At 62.7% G+C, this 14,740-nt stretch carries 11 protein-coding genes; all 11 read left to right on the forward strand.

Features of this window, described 5'->3' with window-relative positions:
* The first annotated feature begins 296 nt into the window (after positions 1 to 296).
* The 11 genes from ybaK to purB all read left to right on the forward strand — a co-directional run bounded on the left by ybaK (position 297) and on the right by purB (position 14,482).
* Positions 297 to 779, forward strand: a complete 483-nt coding sequence (gene ybaK, locus C4N23_RS12455; RefSeq protein WP_112146383.1) for a Cys-tRNA(Pro) deacylase — start codon at positions 297 to 299, stop codon at positions 777 to 779.
* 59 nt (positions 780 to 838) lie between these two features.
* Positions 839 to 1,000, forward strand: a complete 162-nt coding sequence (locus tag C4N23_RS14105) for a hypothetical protein (RefSeq protein WP_181567128.1) — start codon at positions 839 to 841, stop codon at positions 998 to 1,000.
* 211 nt (positions 1,001 to 1,211) lie between these two features.
* Complete coding sequence (gene purE, locus C4N23_RS12460; RefSeq protein ID WP_055189495.1) at positions 1,212 to 1,712, forward strand: 5-(carboxyamino)imidazole ribonucleotide mutase; 501 nt, start codon at positions 1,212 to 1,214, stop codon at positions 1,710 to 1,712.
* Positions 1,712 to 3,190 carry an amidophosphoribosyltransferase gene (gene purF, locus C4N23_RS12465; protein ID WP_112146385.1) on the forward strand — a complete coding sequence of 493 codons (1,479 nt, stop codon included), beginning with the start codon at positions 1,712 to 1,714 and terminating at the stop codon, positions 3,188 to 3,190. The genes purE and purF overlap by 1 nt, the downstream gene beginning before the upstream one ends.
* Before the next feature lie 4 nt (positions 3,191 to 3,194).
* Entirely contained in the window at positions 3,195 to 4,241 is a 1,047-nt protein-coding gene (gene purM, locus C4N23_RS12470; protein WP_112146387.1) for a phosphoribosylformylglycinamidine cyclo-ligase, read from the forward strand.
* The gene (purN, locus tag C4N23_RS12475; protein ID WP_112146389.1) at positions 4,235 to 4,831 is read left to right on the forward strand and encodes a phosphoribosylglycinamide formyltransferase; all 597 of its coding nucleotides are present in this window, start codon (positions 4,235 to 4,237) and stop codon (positions 4,829 to 4,831) included. Before purM ends, purN begins: the two co-directional genes overlap by 7 nt.
* A 130-nt stretch (positions 4,832 to 4,961) precedes the next feature.
* Positions 4,962 to 5,756, forward strand: coding sequence for an IMP cyclohydrolase (locus tag C4N23_RS12480; protein ID WP_097839226.1), 795 nt, complete (start codon positions 4,962 to 4,964; stop codon positions 5,754 to 5,756).
* 12 nt (positions 5,757 to 5,768) lie between these two features.
* Entirely contained in the window at positions 5,769 to 6,950 is a 1,182-nt protein-coding gene (locus tag C4N23_RS12485) for a phosphoribosylaminoimidazolecarboxamide formyltransferase (protein WP_055189485.1), read from the forward strand.
* 455 nt (positions 6,951 to 7,405) lie between these two features.
* A complete protein-coding gene (gene purD, locus C4N23_RS12490) occupies positions 7,406 to 8,707 on the forward strand; it encodes a phosphoribosylamine--glycine ligase (RefSeq protein ID WP_112146391.1) in 1,302 nt (433 codons plus the stop codon).
* 496 nt (positions 8,708 to 9,203) lie between these two features.
* Positions 9,204 to 12,899 (forward strand): phosphoribosylformylglycinamidine synthase, encoded by a 3,696-nt coding sequence (locus C4N23_RS12495; RefSeq protein ID WP_112146393.1) that lies wholly within the window; start codon positions 9,204 to 9,206, stop codon positions 12,897 to 12,899.
* A gap of 137 nt (positions 12,900 to 13,036) precedes the next feature.
* Positions 13,037 to 14,482: an adenylosuccinate lyase gene (gene purB, locus C4N23_RS12500; RefSeq protein ID WP_112146395.1), complete on the forward strand. Its 1,446-nt coding sequence runs from the start codon at positions 13,037 to 13,039 to the stop codon at positions 14,480 to 14,482.
* The last annotated feature ends 258 nt before the right edge of the window (positions 14,483 to 14,740 follow it).

Here is a 14,740-nt window from a genome sequence, read left to right on the forward strand (position 1 = left end):
TGCCAAGGCCTCTCACTTTGGGAGAGGTGGCATCGCGAAGCGATGACGGAGAGGGCAAGCCCGCTCACGGCGGCGCACCGCGTAAGTTTAGATCAAGCCTTTCGGAAGTCTGCCCCATCGTAAGCGCCAGTTAAAACGGGGCGACAGGGCCTTTGTTTAGCACTGCGTCAGATGAGGCCGAGGCCAAGCCCGGCAGAGGGAGTCCTGCGCCTTTGTTTCGCACTGCGCAAGATACGGCAGGGGAAAGAAACCACGAAAATTCAAAATCATTCAGAAATTCAAAGAGGGATCATACCATGGGCAAAGAAGCAAAAACGAACGCAATGAGGATCTTGGAGCGGGCAAAGGTGGCCTACACGGCCCACGAGTACCCCCACGAGGAGGGGGTGGCCGTGGACGGCATCCATGTGGCGCAGAGCTTGGGCGAGGACCCGGCGTGCGTGTACAAGACACTGGTGACACAGGGGGCGAGCCGGAACTACTTCGTCTTCGTGATCCCGGTGGCAGCGGAGCTGGACCTGAAAGCTGCCGCCCGCAGCGTGGGCGAAAAGAGCGTCGCCATGATCCATGTGGCCGACATCAACAAGGTGACGGGCTACGTCCGGGGCGGCTGCAGCCCGGTGGGCATGAAAAAGCAGTATGTGACCGTTTTTGACGAAAGCGTGCTGGCGCAGGAGAAGGTCTACGTCTCCGGCGGCCGCATCGGCACGCAGGTGTGCTGCGCTCCCGCCGACCTCATCAAGGCGGCGCGGGCTACGACGGCGAAAATTATTTTTTGAGGTCGTACATCCTTAAAAAATCATACCCTACAAATAAGTCATACTTAAAAAGAAAATGAATGTCGAAACTGCACAAAACTTTTGAAAGTTTTTTGGAGCAAGAGAACACAAGGGAGAAATTGCCCAAACACCCTTTGCAAAGCGGATATTTTGCCGTAAACTGTATCTATCAGAAGGATGGTGCGGGTCTGCCGCGCCGTTTGCAGAGGGTGGAAAAGTGAGTTTCCCATAGAAGTTCGGAGGGGTTACGGAATGCTGGAAATGCTGCATGAGGTCATTCGTCGTCCGCGTGCGGGTGCAGTGCAGGGAACCCGTGTAACTTTGTGTGGGAACACTTTGCAGATTTCGCAGGAGCAGAAGGCCGTGGTGTAGGCACACCACAGCCTTTTTTGTTTGTGTGGACACGGGAAAGAGAAAGAGAGGCTTCGGAATATGATTCGTAAAGTTGCTGTGATCATGGGTTCGGACAGTGATTGGCCGGTGGTAAAGGGTGCGTGCAGCCAGCTCAAGGCGCTGGGCATCCCCTTTGAGGCGCACATCCTTTCGGCCCACCGCACCCCTGCTGAGGCGGCGGCTTTCGCCAAGAGCGCCAAGGACAACGGCTTCGGCGTCATCCTGTGTGCGGCGGGCATGGCGGCGCATCTGGCCGGCGCTTTTGCAGCCAACACCACCCTGCCGGTCATCGGCATCCCCATGAAGGGCGGCGCGATGGACGGCATGGACGCGCTGCTGGCCACAGTGCAGATGCCCAGCGGCATCCCGGTGGCCACGGTGGCCCTGAACGGCGCGAAGAACGCCGCATGGCTGGCGGCGGAGATCCTCGCTCTGAGCGACGACGAGCTGGCTGCCAAGCTGACCGACGAGCGCGCCGCGATGGCATGGCAGATCGCCGCCAAGGAACAGAAACTGCAGAAAGAAATTGAGGAACTCTAATGTCTGATTTTGCATATCCGCTTCACGAAGAGTGCGGCGTTTTTGGCATCTATGACCGCGCGGGCACCGAGGATGTGGCGGCTGCCGCCTACTCGGCGCTGTACGCGCTGCAGCACCGCGGGCAGGAGAGCTGCGGCATCGCGGTGAACGAGGACGGCGTTATCACCGGCCACCGGGACCTCGGCCTTGTGAACGAGGTGTTCACCCCGGCGGTGCTGGCCAGTATTTCCAGCCCGGCAGCCCACATGGCCACCGGCCACGTCCGCTACGCAACGGCGGGCAGCCGGGTGCGGGCCAACGCCCAGCCCATGATCGTCCGGCACGGGCGGGGCACCATGGCCCTGTGCCACAACGGCAACCTGACCAACGCCTTGGAGCTGCGCCGCCAGCTGGAAAATGAGGGCGCCATCTTCCACGGCTCCTCCGATACCGAAGTCATCTGCTACCTCGTCACCCGGAACCGGCTGCGGATGGGCAGCATCGAGACGGCAATCAGCAAGACCATGGATGTTTTACAGGGAGCCTACAGCCTTGTTATCATGTCGTCCACCAAGCTCATCGCGGTGCGGGACCCCCGCGGCTACCGGCCCCTGTGCATCGGCGCGCTGCCCGGCGGCGGCTACGTCTTCGCCAGCGAGAGCTGCGCGCTGGACGCCGCCGGAGCGACCCTGCTGCGGGACGTGGAGCCCGGCGAGATCGTCGTGGTGGATGCCCGCAGCGGTGAGCTGCGGAGCATCAAGGATCACTGCGGCCGGAAGGATACCCAGATGTGCGTCTTCGAGTACATCTATTTCTCCCGCCCGGACAGCATCATTGAGGGCTGCTCGGTCCACGAGGCACGCAAACAGGCGGGCCGGTTCCTTGCACAGGAACACCCCGTGGAGGCCGATGTGGTCATCGGCGTGCCGGATTCCGGTCTGGACGCCGCGCTGGGCTACTCCGAGGAGAGCGGCATCCCCTACGGCATCGGCTTCATCAAGAACAAATACATCGGGCGCACCTTCATTCAGGGCAGCCAGAAGCAGCGCGAGAACAGCGTGCGCATCAAGCTGAACGTGGTGTCCAGCACCGTGAAGGGCAAACGGGTGGTGCTGGTGGATGACTCCATCGTGCGCGGCACCACCTCCGCCCGCATCATCAAGCTGCTGCGGGACGCCGGGGCGGCGGAGGTCCACTTCCGCGTGTCGGCACCCCCCTTCAAATACCCCTGCTACTTCGGCACCGACATCCCCGACCAGAAGCTGCTGGTGGCCACGGGCCGCACCGTGGCCCAGATCAACGAGATCATCGGGGCGGACACGCTGGGCTACCTTTCCACGGAGCATGTGGTCCAGCTGGCCAAGGGTGCCAACTGCGGCTTCTGCACCGCCTGCTTCACCGGGGAATATGCCGTGAAGCCCGACGAGGTGCTTTCGACCGATATTCACGAACGCCACCTGAACGACCGTCCCAAGGACGAGAAAAAGTTAGGAGAGTAAGACCATGGAAAAGAGCTATTCGGAAAGTTATGCAGCCGCCGGTGTGGATATCACCGCCGGTTACCGCTCTGTTGAACTGATGAAGCAGTATGTCGCCCGCACCATGAACGAGCACTGCATCGGCGGTCTTGGCGGCTTCGGCGGCCTGTTCGAGCTGGACTGCACGGGTTACAAGCACCCCGTCCTGATCTCCGGCACCGACGGCGTGGGCACCAAGCTGAAGATCGCCATGATCATGGACAAGCACGATACCATCGGCATTGACTGCGTGGCTATGTGCGTCAACGATGTCATCTGCGCCGGTGCCAAGCCGCTGGTCTTCCTCGACTACATCGCATGCGGCCGGAATCTCCCCGAAAAGATCGCCGAGATCGTCAAGGGCGTGGCTGAGGGCTGCGTTCAGGCCGACTGCTCCCTCGTGGGCGGCGAGACGGCTGAGCATCCGGGCATGATGCCGGAGGACGAATACGATCTGGCCGGTTTCACCGTGGGCGTCGTGGACAAGGAGAAGATCCTGAACAACGACACCATGAAGTCCGGCGACGTCATCCTCGCCCTGCCCTCCACCGGTGTGCACTCCAATGGTTTCTCGCTGGTGCGCAAGATCTTTGATATCGACAAGGACCCCGACGTGTTGAAGACTGCCCCGGCAGAGCTTTCCGGCAAGACGCTGGGCGAGGCTCTGCTGGCCCCCACCAAGATCTACGTCAAGCCGGTGCTCAAGGTGCTGGAAGAGGTGGACGTCAAGGGCATCTCCCACATCACCGGCGGCGGTTTCTACGAGAACATCCCCCGCAGCCTGAAGAAGGGATGCTGCGCCCGCATCAAGAAAGCGGACGTCCGCACCCCGGCCCTCTTCCACCTGATGCAGAAGGTGGGCAATATCTCCGAGCACGACATGTTCAATACCTTCAACATGGGCGTCGGCATGGTGCTGACCGTGCCCGCCCAGCAGGCCGACAAGGCACTGGACATCCTCCACGCCAACGGTGAGCCGGAGGCTTACAAGCTGGGCGTCATCGCAGAGGGCGAGGGGGTCGAACTGTGCTGAACATTGCCGTGTTAGTGTCCGGCGGCGGCACCAATTTACAGGCCCTGCTGGACAGCGAGGCCCGCGGGGAGAACCCCAACGGCAGGATCACGCTGGTGGTGGCCTCCAAGCCCGGCGTCTATGCGCTGGAGCGGGCCGCCAAGGCCGGGGTGGAAGGCGTGGTGGTCCGCCGCAGGGACTACGAAAGCAGCGAAGATTTCGACGCCGCTCTGCTGAACCAGTTGAAAACCCACCACATCGACCTTGTGGTGCTGGCCGGGTTCCTCTCCGTGCTGGGGCCCAGCGTCATTGCGGCCTACCCGCGCCGCATCCTGAATGTCCACCCGGCGCTCATCCCGTCCTTCTGCGGGCCGGGCATGTACGGTCTGCGCCCCCACGAAGCGGCGCTGGCCCGCGGCTGCAAGGTGACCGGTGCCACCGTCCACTTTGTGAATGAGGAGTGCGACGGCGGGCCCATCCTGCTGCAAAAGGCCGTGGACATCCTGCCCGGCGACACCCCCGAAGTGTTGCAGAAGCGGGTGATGGAACAGGCGGAGTGGAAGCTCCTGCCCAAGGCCGTTGCCATGGTTTGCAGTGGAGAGATCGAATAACCTCTCAGTCGAGCCTTCGGCTCGCCAGCTCCCCTAATAGGGGAGCCCTTGGCAGGACGGCAAACAAGTGCGAAAAACAAAAAATGTCGGGCTCCGCTGTGAGACGAAGCGTGTGCTAAAGGAGAACCTTATGGAGAAAATCAATCTGAACGAGTATCTGGCATCCAACGAGTACCCCGGCCGCGGCATCGCGGTGGCGATGGCCCCGGATGGGCGGCAGATGTTCATCGGCTATTTCATCATGGGCCGCAGCGAGAACAGCCGCAACCGGGTGTTCGACCCCATCCCGGAGCGGGGCGGCATCTGCACCATGGCCGCCGACCCCGACAAGCTGGAAGACCCCAGCCTCATCATCTATAACCCCGTGCTGACGCTGGGCAGGACCCAGATCGTGACCAACGGCGACCAGACCGACACCATCTACGACCTCATGAGCCGGGGCAAGAGCTTTGCGGACGCTTTGCGCACCCGCACCTTTGAGCCGGACGGCCCCAACTACACCCCCCGCATCTCGGCGGTGGTGTACGAGGACGGCAGCTACCAGATGAGCATCCTGAAATCGGCTGACGGCAACGGCGACAGCGTCCAGCGCTATTTCTTCGATTACCCGCAGCCCGTGGCCGGTGAGGGTCATTTCATCAGCACCTACAAGCACAACGGCAGCCCCATCCCCAGCTTTGAGGGGGAGCCGCTCCGTTTTGCGTGCCCCCGCACCATCGGCGATTTCGCCCACGGCCTGTGGCAGAACCTGAACCCCGATAACAAGGTCAGCCTGTTCGCCCGCGTCATCGACCTTGACACCGGCGAGACCGGCGACATGATCTTCAACAAATACGACGCCGTCTATAACGACGACGAAGACCCCGAAGAACCCGCCCTGCTGCCCGAAGAGCTGGAGGCTCTGGCCGCAGAGAAACAGAACTAAGGAGGAAGACCCATGAACGAACTGGCATTGAAGTACGGCTGCAACCCCAACCAGAAGCCCAGCCGCATTTATATGGAAGATGGCTCCGACCTGCCCGTGACCGTTCTGAACGGCAAGCCCGGCTACATCAATTTTCTGGATGCCCTCAACTCCATCCAACTGGTCAAGGAGCTGAAAGCGGCCTGCGGCCAGCCCGCAGCGGCCTCCTTCAAGCATGTGTCCCCGGCGGGCGCAGCGCTGGGTCTGCCCCTGACCGAGGTGGAGCGGAAGATGTACCACATCGCCCCGGACGCTGTGCTCTCCCCGCTGGCGTGCGCCTACGCCCGCGCCCGCGGTGCCGACCGGATGTCGTCCTTCGGCGATTGGATCGCCCTGTCCGATGTCTGCGACGTGCCCACCGCAAAGCTCATCCAGCACGAAGTGTCGGACGGCATCATCGCCCCCGGCTATGAGCCGGAAGCACTGGCGATCCTTGCCGGCAAGAAGAAGGGCAACTACAACGTGGTGGCCATCGACCCGGACTACAAGCCCAACCCCGTGGAGCACAAGCAGGTGTACGGCATCACCTTCGAGCAGGGCCGCAACGAGCTGACCATCAACGCCGACACCATGCTGACCAACTGGGTCACCGAGAACAAGGCCGTCTCCGACGAGCAGAAGCGTGATCTGGTCCTCGCCCTCATCACCCTGAAGTACACCCAGTCCAACAGTGTCTGCTACGCCTACAACGGCCAGACCATCGGCGTGGGCGCGGGCCAGCAGAGCCGCATCCACTGCACCCGCCTCGCGGGCCAGAAGGCCGACAACTGGCAGCTGCGCCACATGGACAAGGTGCTGAACCTGCCCTTCCGGGACGATGTCTCGAAGCCCAACCGCGACAACGCCATCGACGTTTACATCGGCGACACGCCGGAGGATGTCATCGGCGACGACGTCTGGGCCGAGACCTTCACCGAGCAGCCCGCCCCCCTGACGGCCGAGGAAAAGAAAGCCTACCTCAGCCAGATCACCGGCGTGTCCCTCGGCTCGGATGCGTTCTTCCCCTTCGGCGACAACATCGAGCGGGCCCGCCGCTCCGGCGTGACCGCCATCGTCCAGCCCGGCGGCTCCATCCGCGACCAGCAGGTCATCGACACCTGCAATAAATACAACATCGCGATGGCCTTCTGCGGCATCCGGTTGTTCCATCACTAAAAATGCTTCCTTGCAGGAACATGCGGTTTCTGTCGCATTTGGCATATCGTAGGCCCGCTTGAAACGCCCTCTCCCCACCGCAAGCACCCGCTAAACCGGGGCCCAGCGGCCACGGCGGCGGGCTTGCCCTCTCCGTCATCGCTTCGCGATGCCACCTCTCCCAAAGTGAGAGGCCTTGGCAGTCCGTAAAGTTCCCAGTTTATACTTTACGCCCTGCTGTCGCAAGGGGAGCCGAAGGCGCTGCGCTCAGACTTCACGCCTTTGCCAAGGGCTCCCACTTTGGGGGAGCTGGCGCGAAGCGCCTGAGAGGGCGAGCCCGGCAGAGGGAAGGCTGCGCCTTTGTTTAGCACAGCGTACCGCAAGGCAGAGAGGGCAAGCCCACGGACGGGTTTAGCGGGGGTCTAGGATAGAAAAATGAAACCGTATGCTCAGCAGAAAGGTTGGGAGGTTATAAAATGTCTAAAAAAATACTGGTCGTCGGCGGCGGCGGGCGGGAGCACGCCATCATCAAGGCGCTGAAGAAGAGTCCGGACTGCGGCGAGATCTGGTGCGCGCCGGGCAACGGCGGCATCGGCTACGACGCCAAGTGCAAGAACATCAAGGCCACCGATGTGGAGGCCATGGTGGCCTTTGCGGCGGAGGAAAAATTCGATTATGTGGTGGTGGCGCAGGACGACCCGCTGGCACTGGGCATGGTGGATGCGCTGGCGAAGGTCGGCATCCCGGCCTTCGGCCCGGACAAGGCGGCTGCCCGCATCGAGGCCTCCAAGGTCTTCTCCAAAGACCTGATGAAGAAGTACGGCATCCCTACCGCCAAGTATGAGACCTTCGACGACCCCGCCAAGGTCATGGACTACATCAAGGCCGAGGGCAAGTACCCGGTGGTCATCAAGGCGGACGGTCTGGCGCTGGGCAAGGGCGTGCTCATCTGCGAGGACGAGCAGCAAGCCGCTGACGGCGTCAAGGAGATCATGCTGGACAAGAAGTTCGGTGCGTCCGGCAACCACGTAGTCGTGGAGGAGTTCCTCACCGGCCCGGAGGTCAGCGTGCTGAGCTTTACCGACGGCAAGGTGGTCAAGCCCATGGTGTCGTCCATGGATCACAAGCGGGCCAACGACCACGACACCGGCCTGAACACCGGCGGCATGGGCACCGTGGCCCCGAACCCCTACTACACCCCGGCCATCGCCGCCGAGTGCATGGAGAAAATTTTCCTGCCCACCATCAAGGCCATGAACGCCGAGGGCTGCCCCTTCAAGGGCTGCCTTTACTTCGGCCTGATGCTGACCCCGGACGGCCCCAAGGTCATCGAGTACAACTGCCGCTTCGGCGACCCGGAGACGCAGGTGGTGCTGCCGCTGCTGGAGAGCGACCTGCTCAAGATCATGACCGCCTGCACCGAAGGCACGCTGGCCGACACCGAGGTGAAGTTCTCGGACGGCGCGGCGGCGTGCGTCATTCTGGCGTCCGGCGGCTACCCGGTCAGCTATGAAAAGGGCAAGCCCATCTCCGGCCTGACCGACGGCCAGCTGGCAGGGGAGGCCAACATCACGGTCTACCACTCCGGCACCGCCATCCGGGAGGACGGCACCCTCGTCACCAACGGCGGCCGTGTGCTGGGCGTCACCGCCACGGCTCCCCGCCTGACCGCCGCCATCACCCAAGCCTATGCCGCCGCCGAGAAGATTCACTTCGAGAAGCTGCATAAGCGGACGGATATCGGCCTGCGGGCGCTGAAGGCGATTGCGGAGCAATAACAAAGGCCTGATATCCAAACTGAGGTGCAGCCTTGCCGGAAGCGGGCTTGCCATCGCCCCGGTTTAGCTGGCGCGAATGATGGGGCAGACTTCCGAAAGGCTTGATCTAAACTTACGCGGTGCGTTCTTGTCAGCGGGCTTGCCCTCTCCGTCATCGCTTGCGCGATGCCACCTCTCCCAAAGTGAGAGGCCTTGGCAGTCCGCCAAGTTTCCGGTTTTATACTTTACGCCCTGCTGCCGCAAGGGGAGCCGTCAGGCGCTGCGCGGAGACTTTCCGCCTTTGCCAAGGGCTCCCACTTTGGGGGAGCTGGCGCGAAGCGCCTGAGAGGGCAAGCCCGCTGCCGTGGCCGCTGAGCCCCAGTTTAGCGGGTGCTTTCGGTAGGCCGAGGGCAAGCCCGGCGGAGGGAAGGCTGCACCTTTGTTTAGCACAGCGTACCGCAAGGCAGAGAGGGCAAGCCCGTGGGCAGTTGAATTTGAACATATGGAGGAAAATCCTATGGTATATCGTATCTACGTTGAAAAGAAACCCGGCTTCGATGTGGAAGCCGAGGGGCTGAAGAAGGAGCTGGTGAGTCTGCTGGGGGTAGCGGGCCTGACGGGGCTGCGGCTGCTGAACCGGTACGACGTCGAGGGCATCGACGAGGCGCTGTTTGAGCAGTGCGCCTCCACGGTGTTCAGCGAGCCGCCGGTGGACAACACCTACGCCGAGCTGCCCCAGTCCGAGGGCGTGTCCTTCGCGGTGGAGTACCTGCCCGGCCAGTTCGACCAGCGGGCCGATTCCGCCGCCGAGTGCATCCAGCTCATCAGCCAAGGCGAGCGCCCGCTGGTGCGCTCCGCCAAGGTCTACCTGCTGCAGGGCAGCCTGACCGAGGCCGAGGTGGCCGAGATCAAAAAGTACGTCATCAACCCGGTGGAGGCCCGCGAAGCCTCGCTGGAACCCAAGACCACCCTCAAGATGGAGTACCCCGTCCCCACGGCGGTGAAGGTGCTGGACGGCTTCAACCAGCTGGACGAGGAGGGCCTGAAGGACTTCATCGCAAAGCAGGGCCTTGCCATGGACCTCGGCGACATCAAGTTCTGTCAGGAGTACTTCCGCAGTGAGAAGCGGGACCCCACCATCACCGAGATCAAGATGATCGACACCTATTGGTCCGATCACTGCCGCCACACCACCTTCGGCACCATTCTGGATGATGTCCAGATCGACGACGAGGTGGTTCAGGCTGCGTTCGACCGCTATATGGCCATGCGGAAGGACCTTGGCCGGGAGAACAAGCCCCGCTGCATGATGGATCTTGCCACCATCGGTGCCAAGGAGCTGAAGAAGCAGGGCATCCTGAAGAACCTCGACGAGTCCGAGGAGATCAACGCCTGCACCGTCAAGATCAAGTGCGACGTCAACGGCAAGGACGAGGATTGGCTGTTCCTGTTCAAGAACGAGACCCACAACCACCCCACCGAGATCGAACCCTTCGGCGGCGCGGCTACCTGCATCGGCGGTGCCATCCGCGACCCGCTGTCCGGCCGCAGCTACGTCTATCAGGCCATGCGCGTGACCGGCGCGGGCGACCCGCTCAAGCCCGTCAGCGAGACGCTGCCCGGCAAGCTGCCCCAGCGCAAGCTGGTGACCACTGCCGCCGCCGGTTACTCCTCCTACGGCAACCAGATCGGCCTTGCCACCGGGCAGGTGGATGAGATCTACCACCCCGGCTATGTGGCCAAGCGGATGGAGATCGGCGCAGTGGTGGGTGCAACGCCCGCTTCCCACGTCCGCCGGGAGTGCCCGGCCCCCGGTGATGTCATCGTCCTGCTGGGCGGCCGCACCGGCCGTGACGGCATCGGCGGCGCTACCGGCTCCTCCAAGGCCCACAACCTTGAGAGCCTCGACCACTGCGGTGCCGAGGTCCAGAAGGGCAACGCCCCCATCGAGCGCAAGCTCCAGCGCCTGTTCCGCCGCGAGGATGCGTGCAAGATGATCAAGCGCTGCAACGACTTCGGCGCGGGCGGCGTGTCCGTGGCCATCGGTGAGCTGGCGGACGGTCTGTACATCGACCTGAACAAGGTTACCAAGAAATACGACGGCCTCGACGGCACCGAGCTGGCCATCAGCGAGAGCCAAGAGCGCATGGCCGTGGCCCTTGCCCCGGAGGACGTGGACAAGTTCATCGCCATTGCCACCGAAGAGAATCTGGAGGCTACCCCTGTGGCGAAAGTCACCGAGGAGAAGCGCCTGAACATGGTGTGGAACGGCGTGTCCATCGTGAACATCAGCCGCGAGTTCCTGAACTCCAACGGTGCCGAGAAGCACCAGAACGTCCACATCGAGAAGGGGACGGTCTGGCAGCCCCAGTGGTCCGGCATCACCTTTGCCCACAAGATGAAGGCGATGGTGGGCGACCTGAACGTGTGCAGCAAGAAGGGCCTTGCGGAGCGGTTCGACTCCACCATCGGCGCGGCCACCGTGCTGATGCCCTTCGGCGGCGCCTACCAGCTGACCCCGCAGAACGCCATGGTGGCAAAGCTGCCTGTGGACGGCGAGACCAGCACCTGCTCCGGCATGGCATGGGGCTACAACCCCTATCTGATGAGCGCCAACCAGTACGTCGGCGCCCGGATGGCTGTGGTGGAGAGCGTGACCAAGCTGGTGGCCACCGGCTTCCGGTATGAGGACGCTTACCTGACCTTCCAAGAGTACTTCGAGCGTTTAGGCTCCAAGCCTGAACGCTGGGGCAAGCCGCTGGCCGCTCTGCTGGGCGCACTGGATGCCCAGATTGGCCTCGGCATCGGCTCCATCGGCGGCAAGGACAGCATGTCCGGCTCCTTCGAGCAGCTGGATGTGCCCCCGACGCTGGTCTCCTTCGCCACTGCCATCGGCAAGGCCAACCGCGTGGTCTCCACCGAGTTCAAGAAGCCGGAAAGCACCGTCGTGCTCATCCGGCCCATTCTGGACCCGGAGACCGGCTGCCCCAACTTCTTCTCCCTGAAGGCCAACTACAAGATGGTCGAGCAGATGATCGAAGAGGGCATGGTGGCGGCGGCCTGTTCCGTGGGCTACGGCGGCTTGGCCGAGGCCCTGTTCAAGATGGGTCTGGGCAACCGCATCGGCTTCAAGATGATGGCCGACAAGTCCACCGCCGAGATGTTCGCGCCCATGTACGGTTCCATCGTGCTGGAAATGGTCTCCGATTCGCCCGCCGGTGAGCTGCTGGGCGAGACCACCAAGGAGTACACCTTCGAGTGCTGCGGTGAGAAGATGGATATGGCCGAGCTGCAGGAGATCTGGGAAGCCAAGCTGGAGCCGGTGTACCCCTACCGCAAGGCCGGGGCCAACGTAGAACCCATCGACGGCAAGCTGGCGGCTCCCGCAGCCGCGCCCAAGATCGGCATCGCAAAGCCGAAGGTCATCATCCCGGTCTTCCCCGGCACCAACTGCGAGTACGACACCGCCAAGGCCTTTGCACGGGCCGGTGCAGACCCTGAGATTCTGGTCATCCGCAACCTGACCCCGGCGGACGTTACCGCCAGCTGCGAGGCACTGGTGAAGGCCATTGGGGAGAGCCAGATCGTCATGCTGCCCGGCGGCTTCTCCGGCGGCGACGAGCCGGACGGCAGCGCCAAGTTCATCGCCTCCTTCTTCCGCAGCCCCGCCGTCACCGAGGCGGTTCGCGAGCTGCTGCACCAGCGCGACGGCCTGATGCTGGGCATCTGCAACGGTTTCCAAGCCCTCATCAAGCTGGGTCTGGTGCCCTACGGCGATATCCGCCCCATCACGGCCTATGATCCGACCCTGACCTTCAACACCATCGGCCGCCACCAGAGTATGCTGGTGCGCACCCGCATCGCCTCCACCGGCAGCCCGTGGCTGTCCAAGTGCGCGGTGGGCGACGAGCACACCGTGGCCATCAGCCACGGCGAGGGCCGTTTCGTGGCCCCGCAGAATGTGCTGGACGAGCTGGTGAAGAACGGACAGGTCGCCACCCAGTACGTTGATCTGGATGGTCAGCCCACCATGGACCAGAGCTACAACCCCAACGGCTCGCTGCTGGCCATCGAGGGCATCACCAGCCCCGACGGCCGTGTCTTCGGCAAGATGGGCCACTCCGAGCGCAGCGGGGAGTACCTGTACAAGAACGTCACCGGCGATAAATATCAGCCGATCTTTGAAGGCGGCGTAGACTATTTCAAGATTTGATGGTATGATATAAGAAAACTCCTTCCGTCACGGCTGACGCCGTGCCACCTCCCTCAGGGAGGGAGGCTCAAGGCCCCCTCTGTGAGGGGGCTGTCGCCGGAGGCGACTGGGGGAGTGATTTCAGGAGGAAACCTTAAATGTCTCAGCATGACCGCTATATCAGCCCGTTTTCGACCCGCTATTCCTCCGACGAGATGCAGTACATCTTCTCGGACGACAACAAGTTCCGCACGTGGCGCCGCCTGTGGGTGGCGCTGGCCCGCGCGGAGATGAAGCAGGGCCTGACCAACATCACCCCCGAAATGGTGGCAGAGCTGGAAGCCCACGTGGATGACATCAACTACGATGTGGCCATCGCCCGCGAAAAGCTGGTGCGCCACGACGTGATGAGCCACGTCTACGCCTACGGCCAGCAGTGCCCCAAGGCCGCCGGCATCATCCATCTGGGTGCTACCAGCTGCTATGTGGGCGACAACACCGACATCATCGTGATGCGGCAGGGGCTGGAGCTCATCCGCAAAAAGCTGATCGGCGTGCTGGCAAAGCTGGCCCGCTTCGCCGAGGAGTACAAGGACATGCCCTGCATGGCTTACACCCACTGCCAGCCCGCCCAGCCCACCACCGTGGGCAAGCGCGCGACCCTGTGGGCCAACGAGCTGGTGATGGACCTTGCCGAGATCGACCACCGCCTCGCGACGCTGCAGCTCCGCGGCGTCAAGGGCACCACCGGCACACAGGCCTCCTTTATGGAGCTGTTCAAGGGCGATGCGGACAAGATCCGCGCCGTGGATGCGTCCATTGCGTCGGAGATGGGCTTCGACCCCGAAGCCGTCATCCCCGTGTCCGGCCAGACCTACAGCCGCAAGGTGGATTCCTTCATCCTCAACGCGCTGGCGGGCATCGCCCAGAGCTGCATGAAGTTCGCCACCGACCTGCGTCTGCTGGCCAACTTCAAGGAGATGGAAGAGCCCTTTGAGAAAAACCAGATCGGCTCCTCCGCCATGCCCTATAAGCGCAACCCCATGCGGTGCGAGCGCATCTGCGCCCTCGCCCGCTACCTGATGGTGGATGTGCTGAACCCCAGCTTCACCACCGGCACCCAGTGGTTCGAGCGCACGCTGGACGACAGCGCCAACAAGCGCGTCGCCATGGCGGAGGGCTTCCTCGCGGCGGACGCCATCCTGAACATCATGCTCAACGTCACCGACGGCATCGTGGTCTACCCCAAGGTCATCCGCAGCCGCCTGATGGCCGAACTGCCCTTCATGGCCAGCGAGAACATCATGATGCAGGCCGTGGAGAAGGGCGGCAACCGGCAGGAACTCCACGAGCGTCTGCGCCAGCACGCCATCGCGGCGGGCAAGCAGGTCAAGGAAGAGGGTCTGCCCAACGATATGGTGGACCGCATCGCCGCCGACCCGGCTTTCGGCCTGACCAAGGAAGAGATCGTGGCGGGCCTCGTGCCCGAAAACTTCGTGGGCCGCGCTCCCCAGCAGGTCGAGGAGTTCATCGCCCACATCCTCAAGCCCATCTTTGATGCCAACCCCGATGCCGTGGAGCAGCATGCAAGCTTGAGCGTGTAATTTCTCTATAAAATCGTACAGGTCCCGTCCTCGTTGGCAGCGGTCAGTGGGGGCGGGGCTTGCTTTTTTGGGGAGATTGCTTTTTAACGGGGAGCGGAGGGGGTTGCACTCTCCCTGATGTAAGCTCAAGCTAAACCGGGGCGAAGTCTCCCCGGCAGCGTCCTCGCCCTCTCAGGCCGCCTAACGGCGTCCAGCTCTCCCAAAGGGAGAGCTTTTTCGAGAAGGCAAACTTTCCGGTATATCCAAAACCTCTCACTT

This window comes from Faecalibacterium hattorii (assembly GCF_003287455.1).
GTDB lineage: Bacteria > Bacillota > Clostridia > Oscillospirales > Ruminococcaceae > Faecalibacterium > Faecalibacterium hattorii.

Bases quoted from the DNA above. Each gene is read 5' to 3' on its own strand.
- purM (WP_112146387.1), top strand. From the start codon at position 3,195: ATGGAAAAGAGCTATTCGGAAAGTTATGCAGCCGCCGGTGTGGATATC.
- C4N23_RS14105 (WP_181567128.1), top strand. From the start codon at position 839: ATGTCGAAACTGCACAAAACTTTTGAAAGTTTTTTGGAGCAAGAGAAC.
- ybaK (WP_112146383.1), top strand. From the start codon at position 297: ATGGGCAAAGAAGCAAAAACGAACGCAATGAGGATCTTGGAGCGGGCA.
- purB (WP_112146395.1), top strand. From the start codon at position 13,037: ATGTCTCAGCATGACCGCTATATCAGCCCGTTTTCGACCCGCTATTCC.
- purE (WP_055189495.1), top strand. From the start codon at position 1,212: ATGATTCGTAAAGTTGCTGTGATCATGGGTTCGGACAGTGATTGGCCG.
- C4N23_RS12480 (WP_097839226.1), top strand. From the start codon at position 4,962: ATGGAGAAAATCAATCTGAACGAGTATCTGGCATCCAACGAGTACCCC.
- purF (WP_112146385.1), top strand. From the start codon at position 1,712: ATGTCTGATTTTGCATATCCGCTTCACGAAGAGTGCGGCGTTTTTGGC.
- C4N23_RS12485 (WP_055189485.1), top strand. From the start codon at position 5,769: ATGAACGAACTGGCATTGAAGTACGGCTGCAACCCCAACCAGAAGCCC.
- purD (WP_112146391.1), top strand. From the start codon at position 7,406: ATGTCTAAAAAAATACTGGTCGTCGGCGGCGGCGGGCGGGAGCACGCC.
- C4N23_RS12495 (WP_112146393.1), top strand. From the start codon at position 9,204: ATGGTATATCGTATCTACGTTGAAAAGAAACCCGGCTTCGATGTGGAA.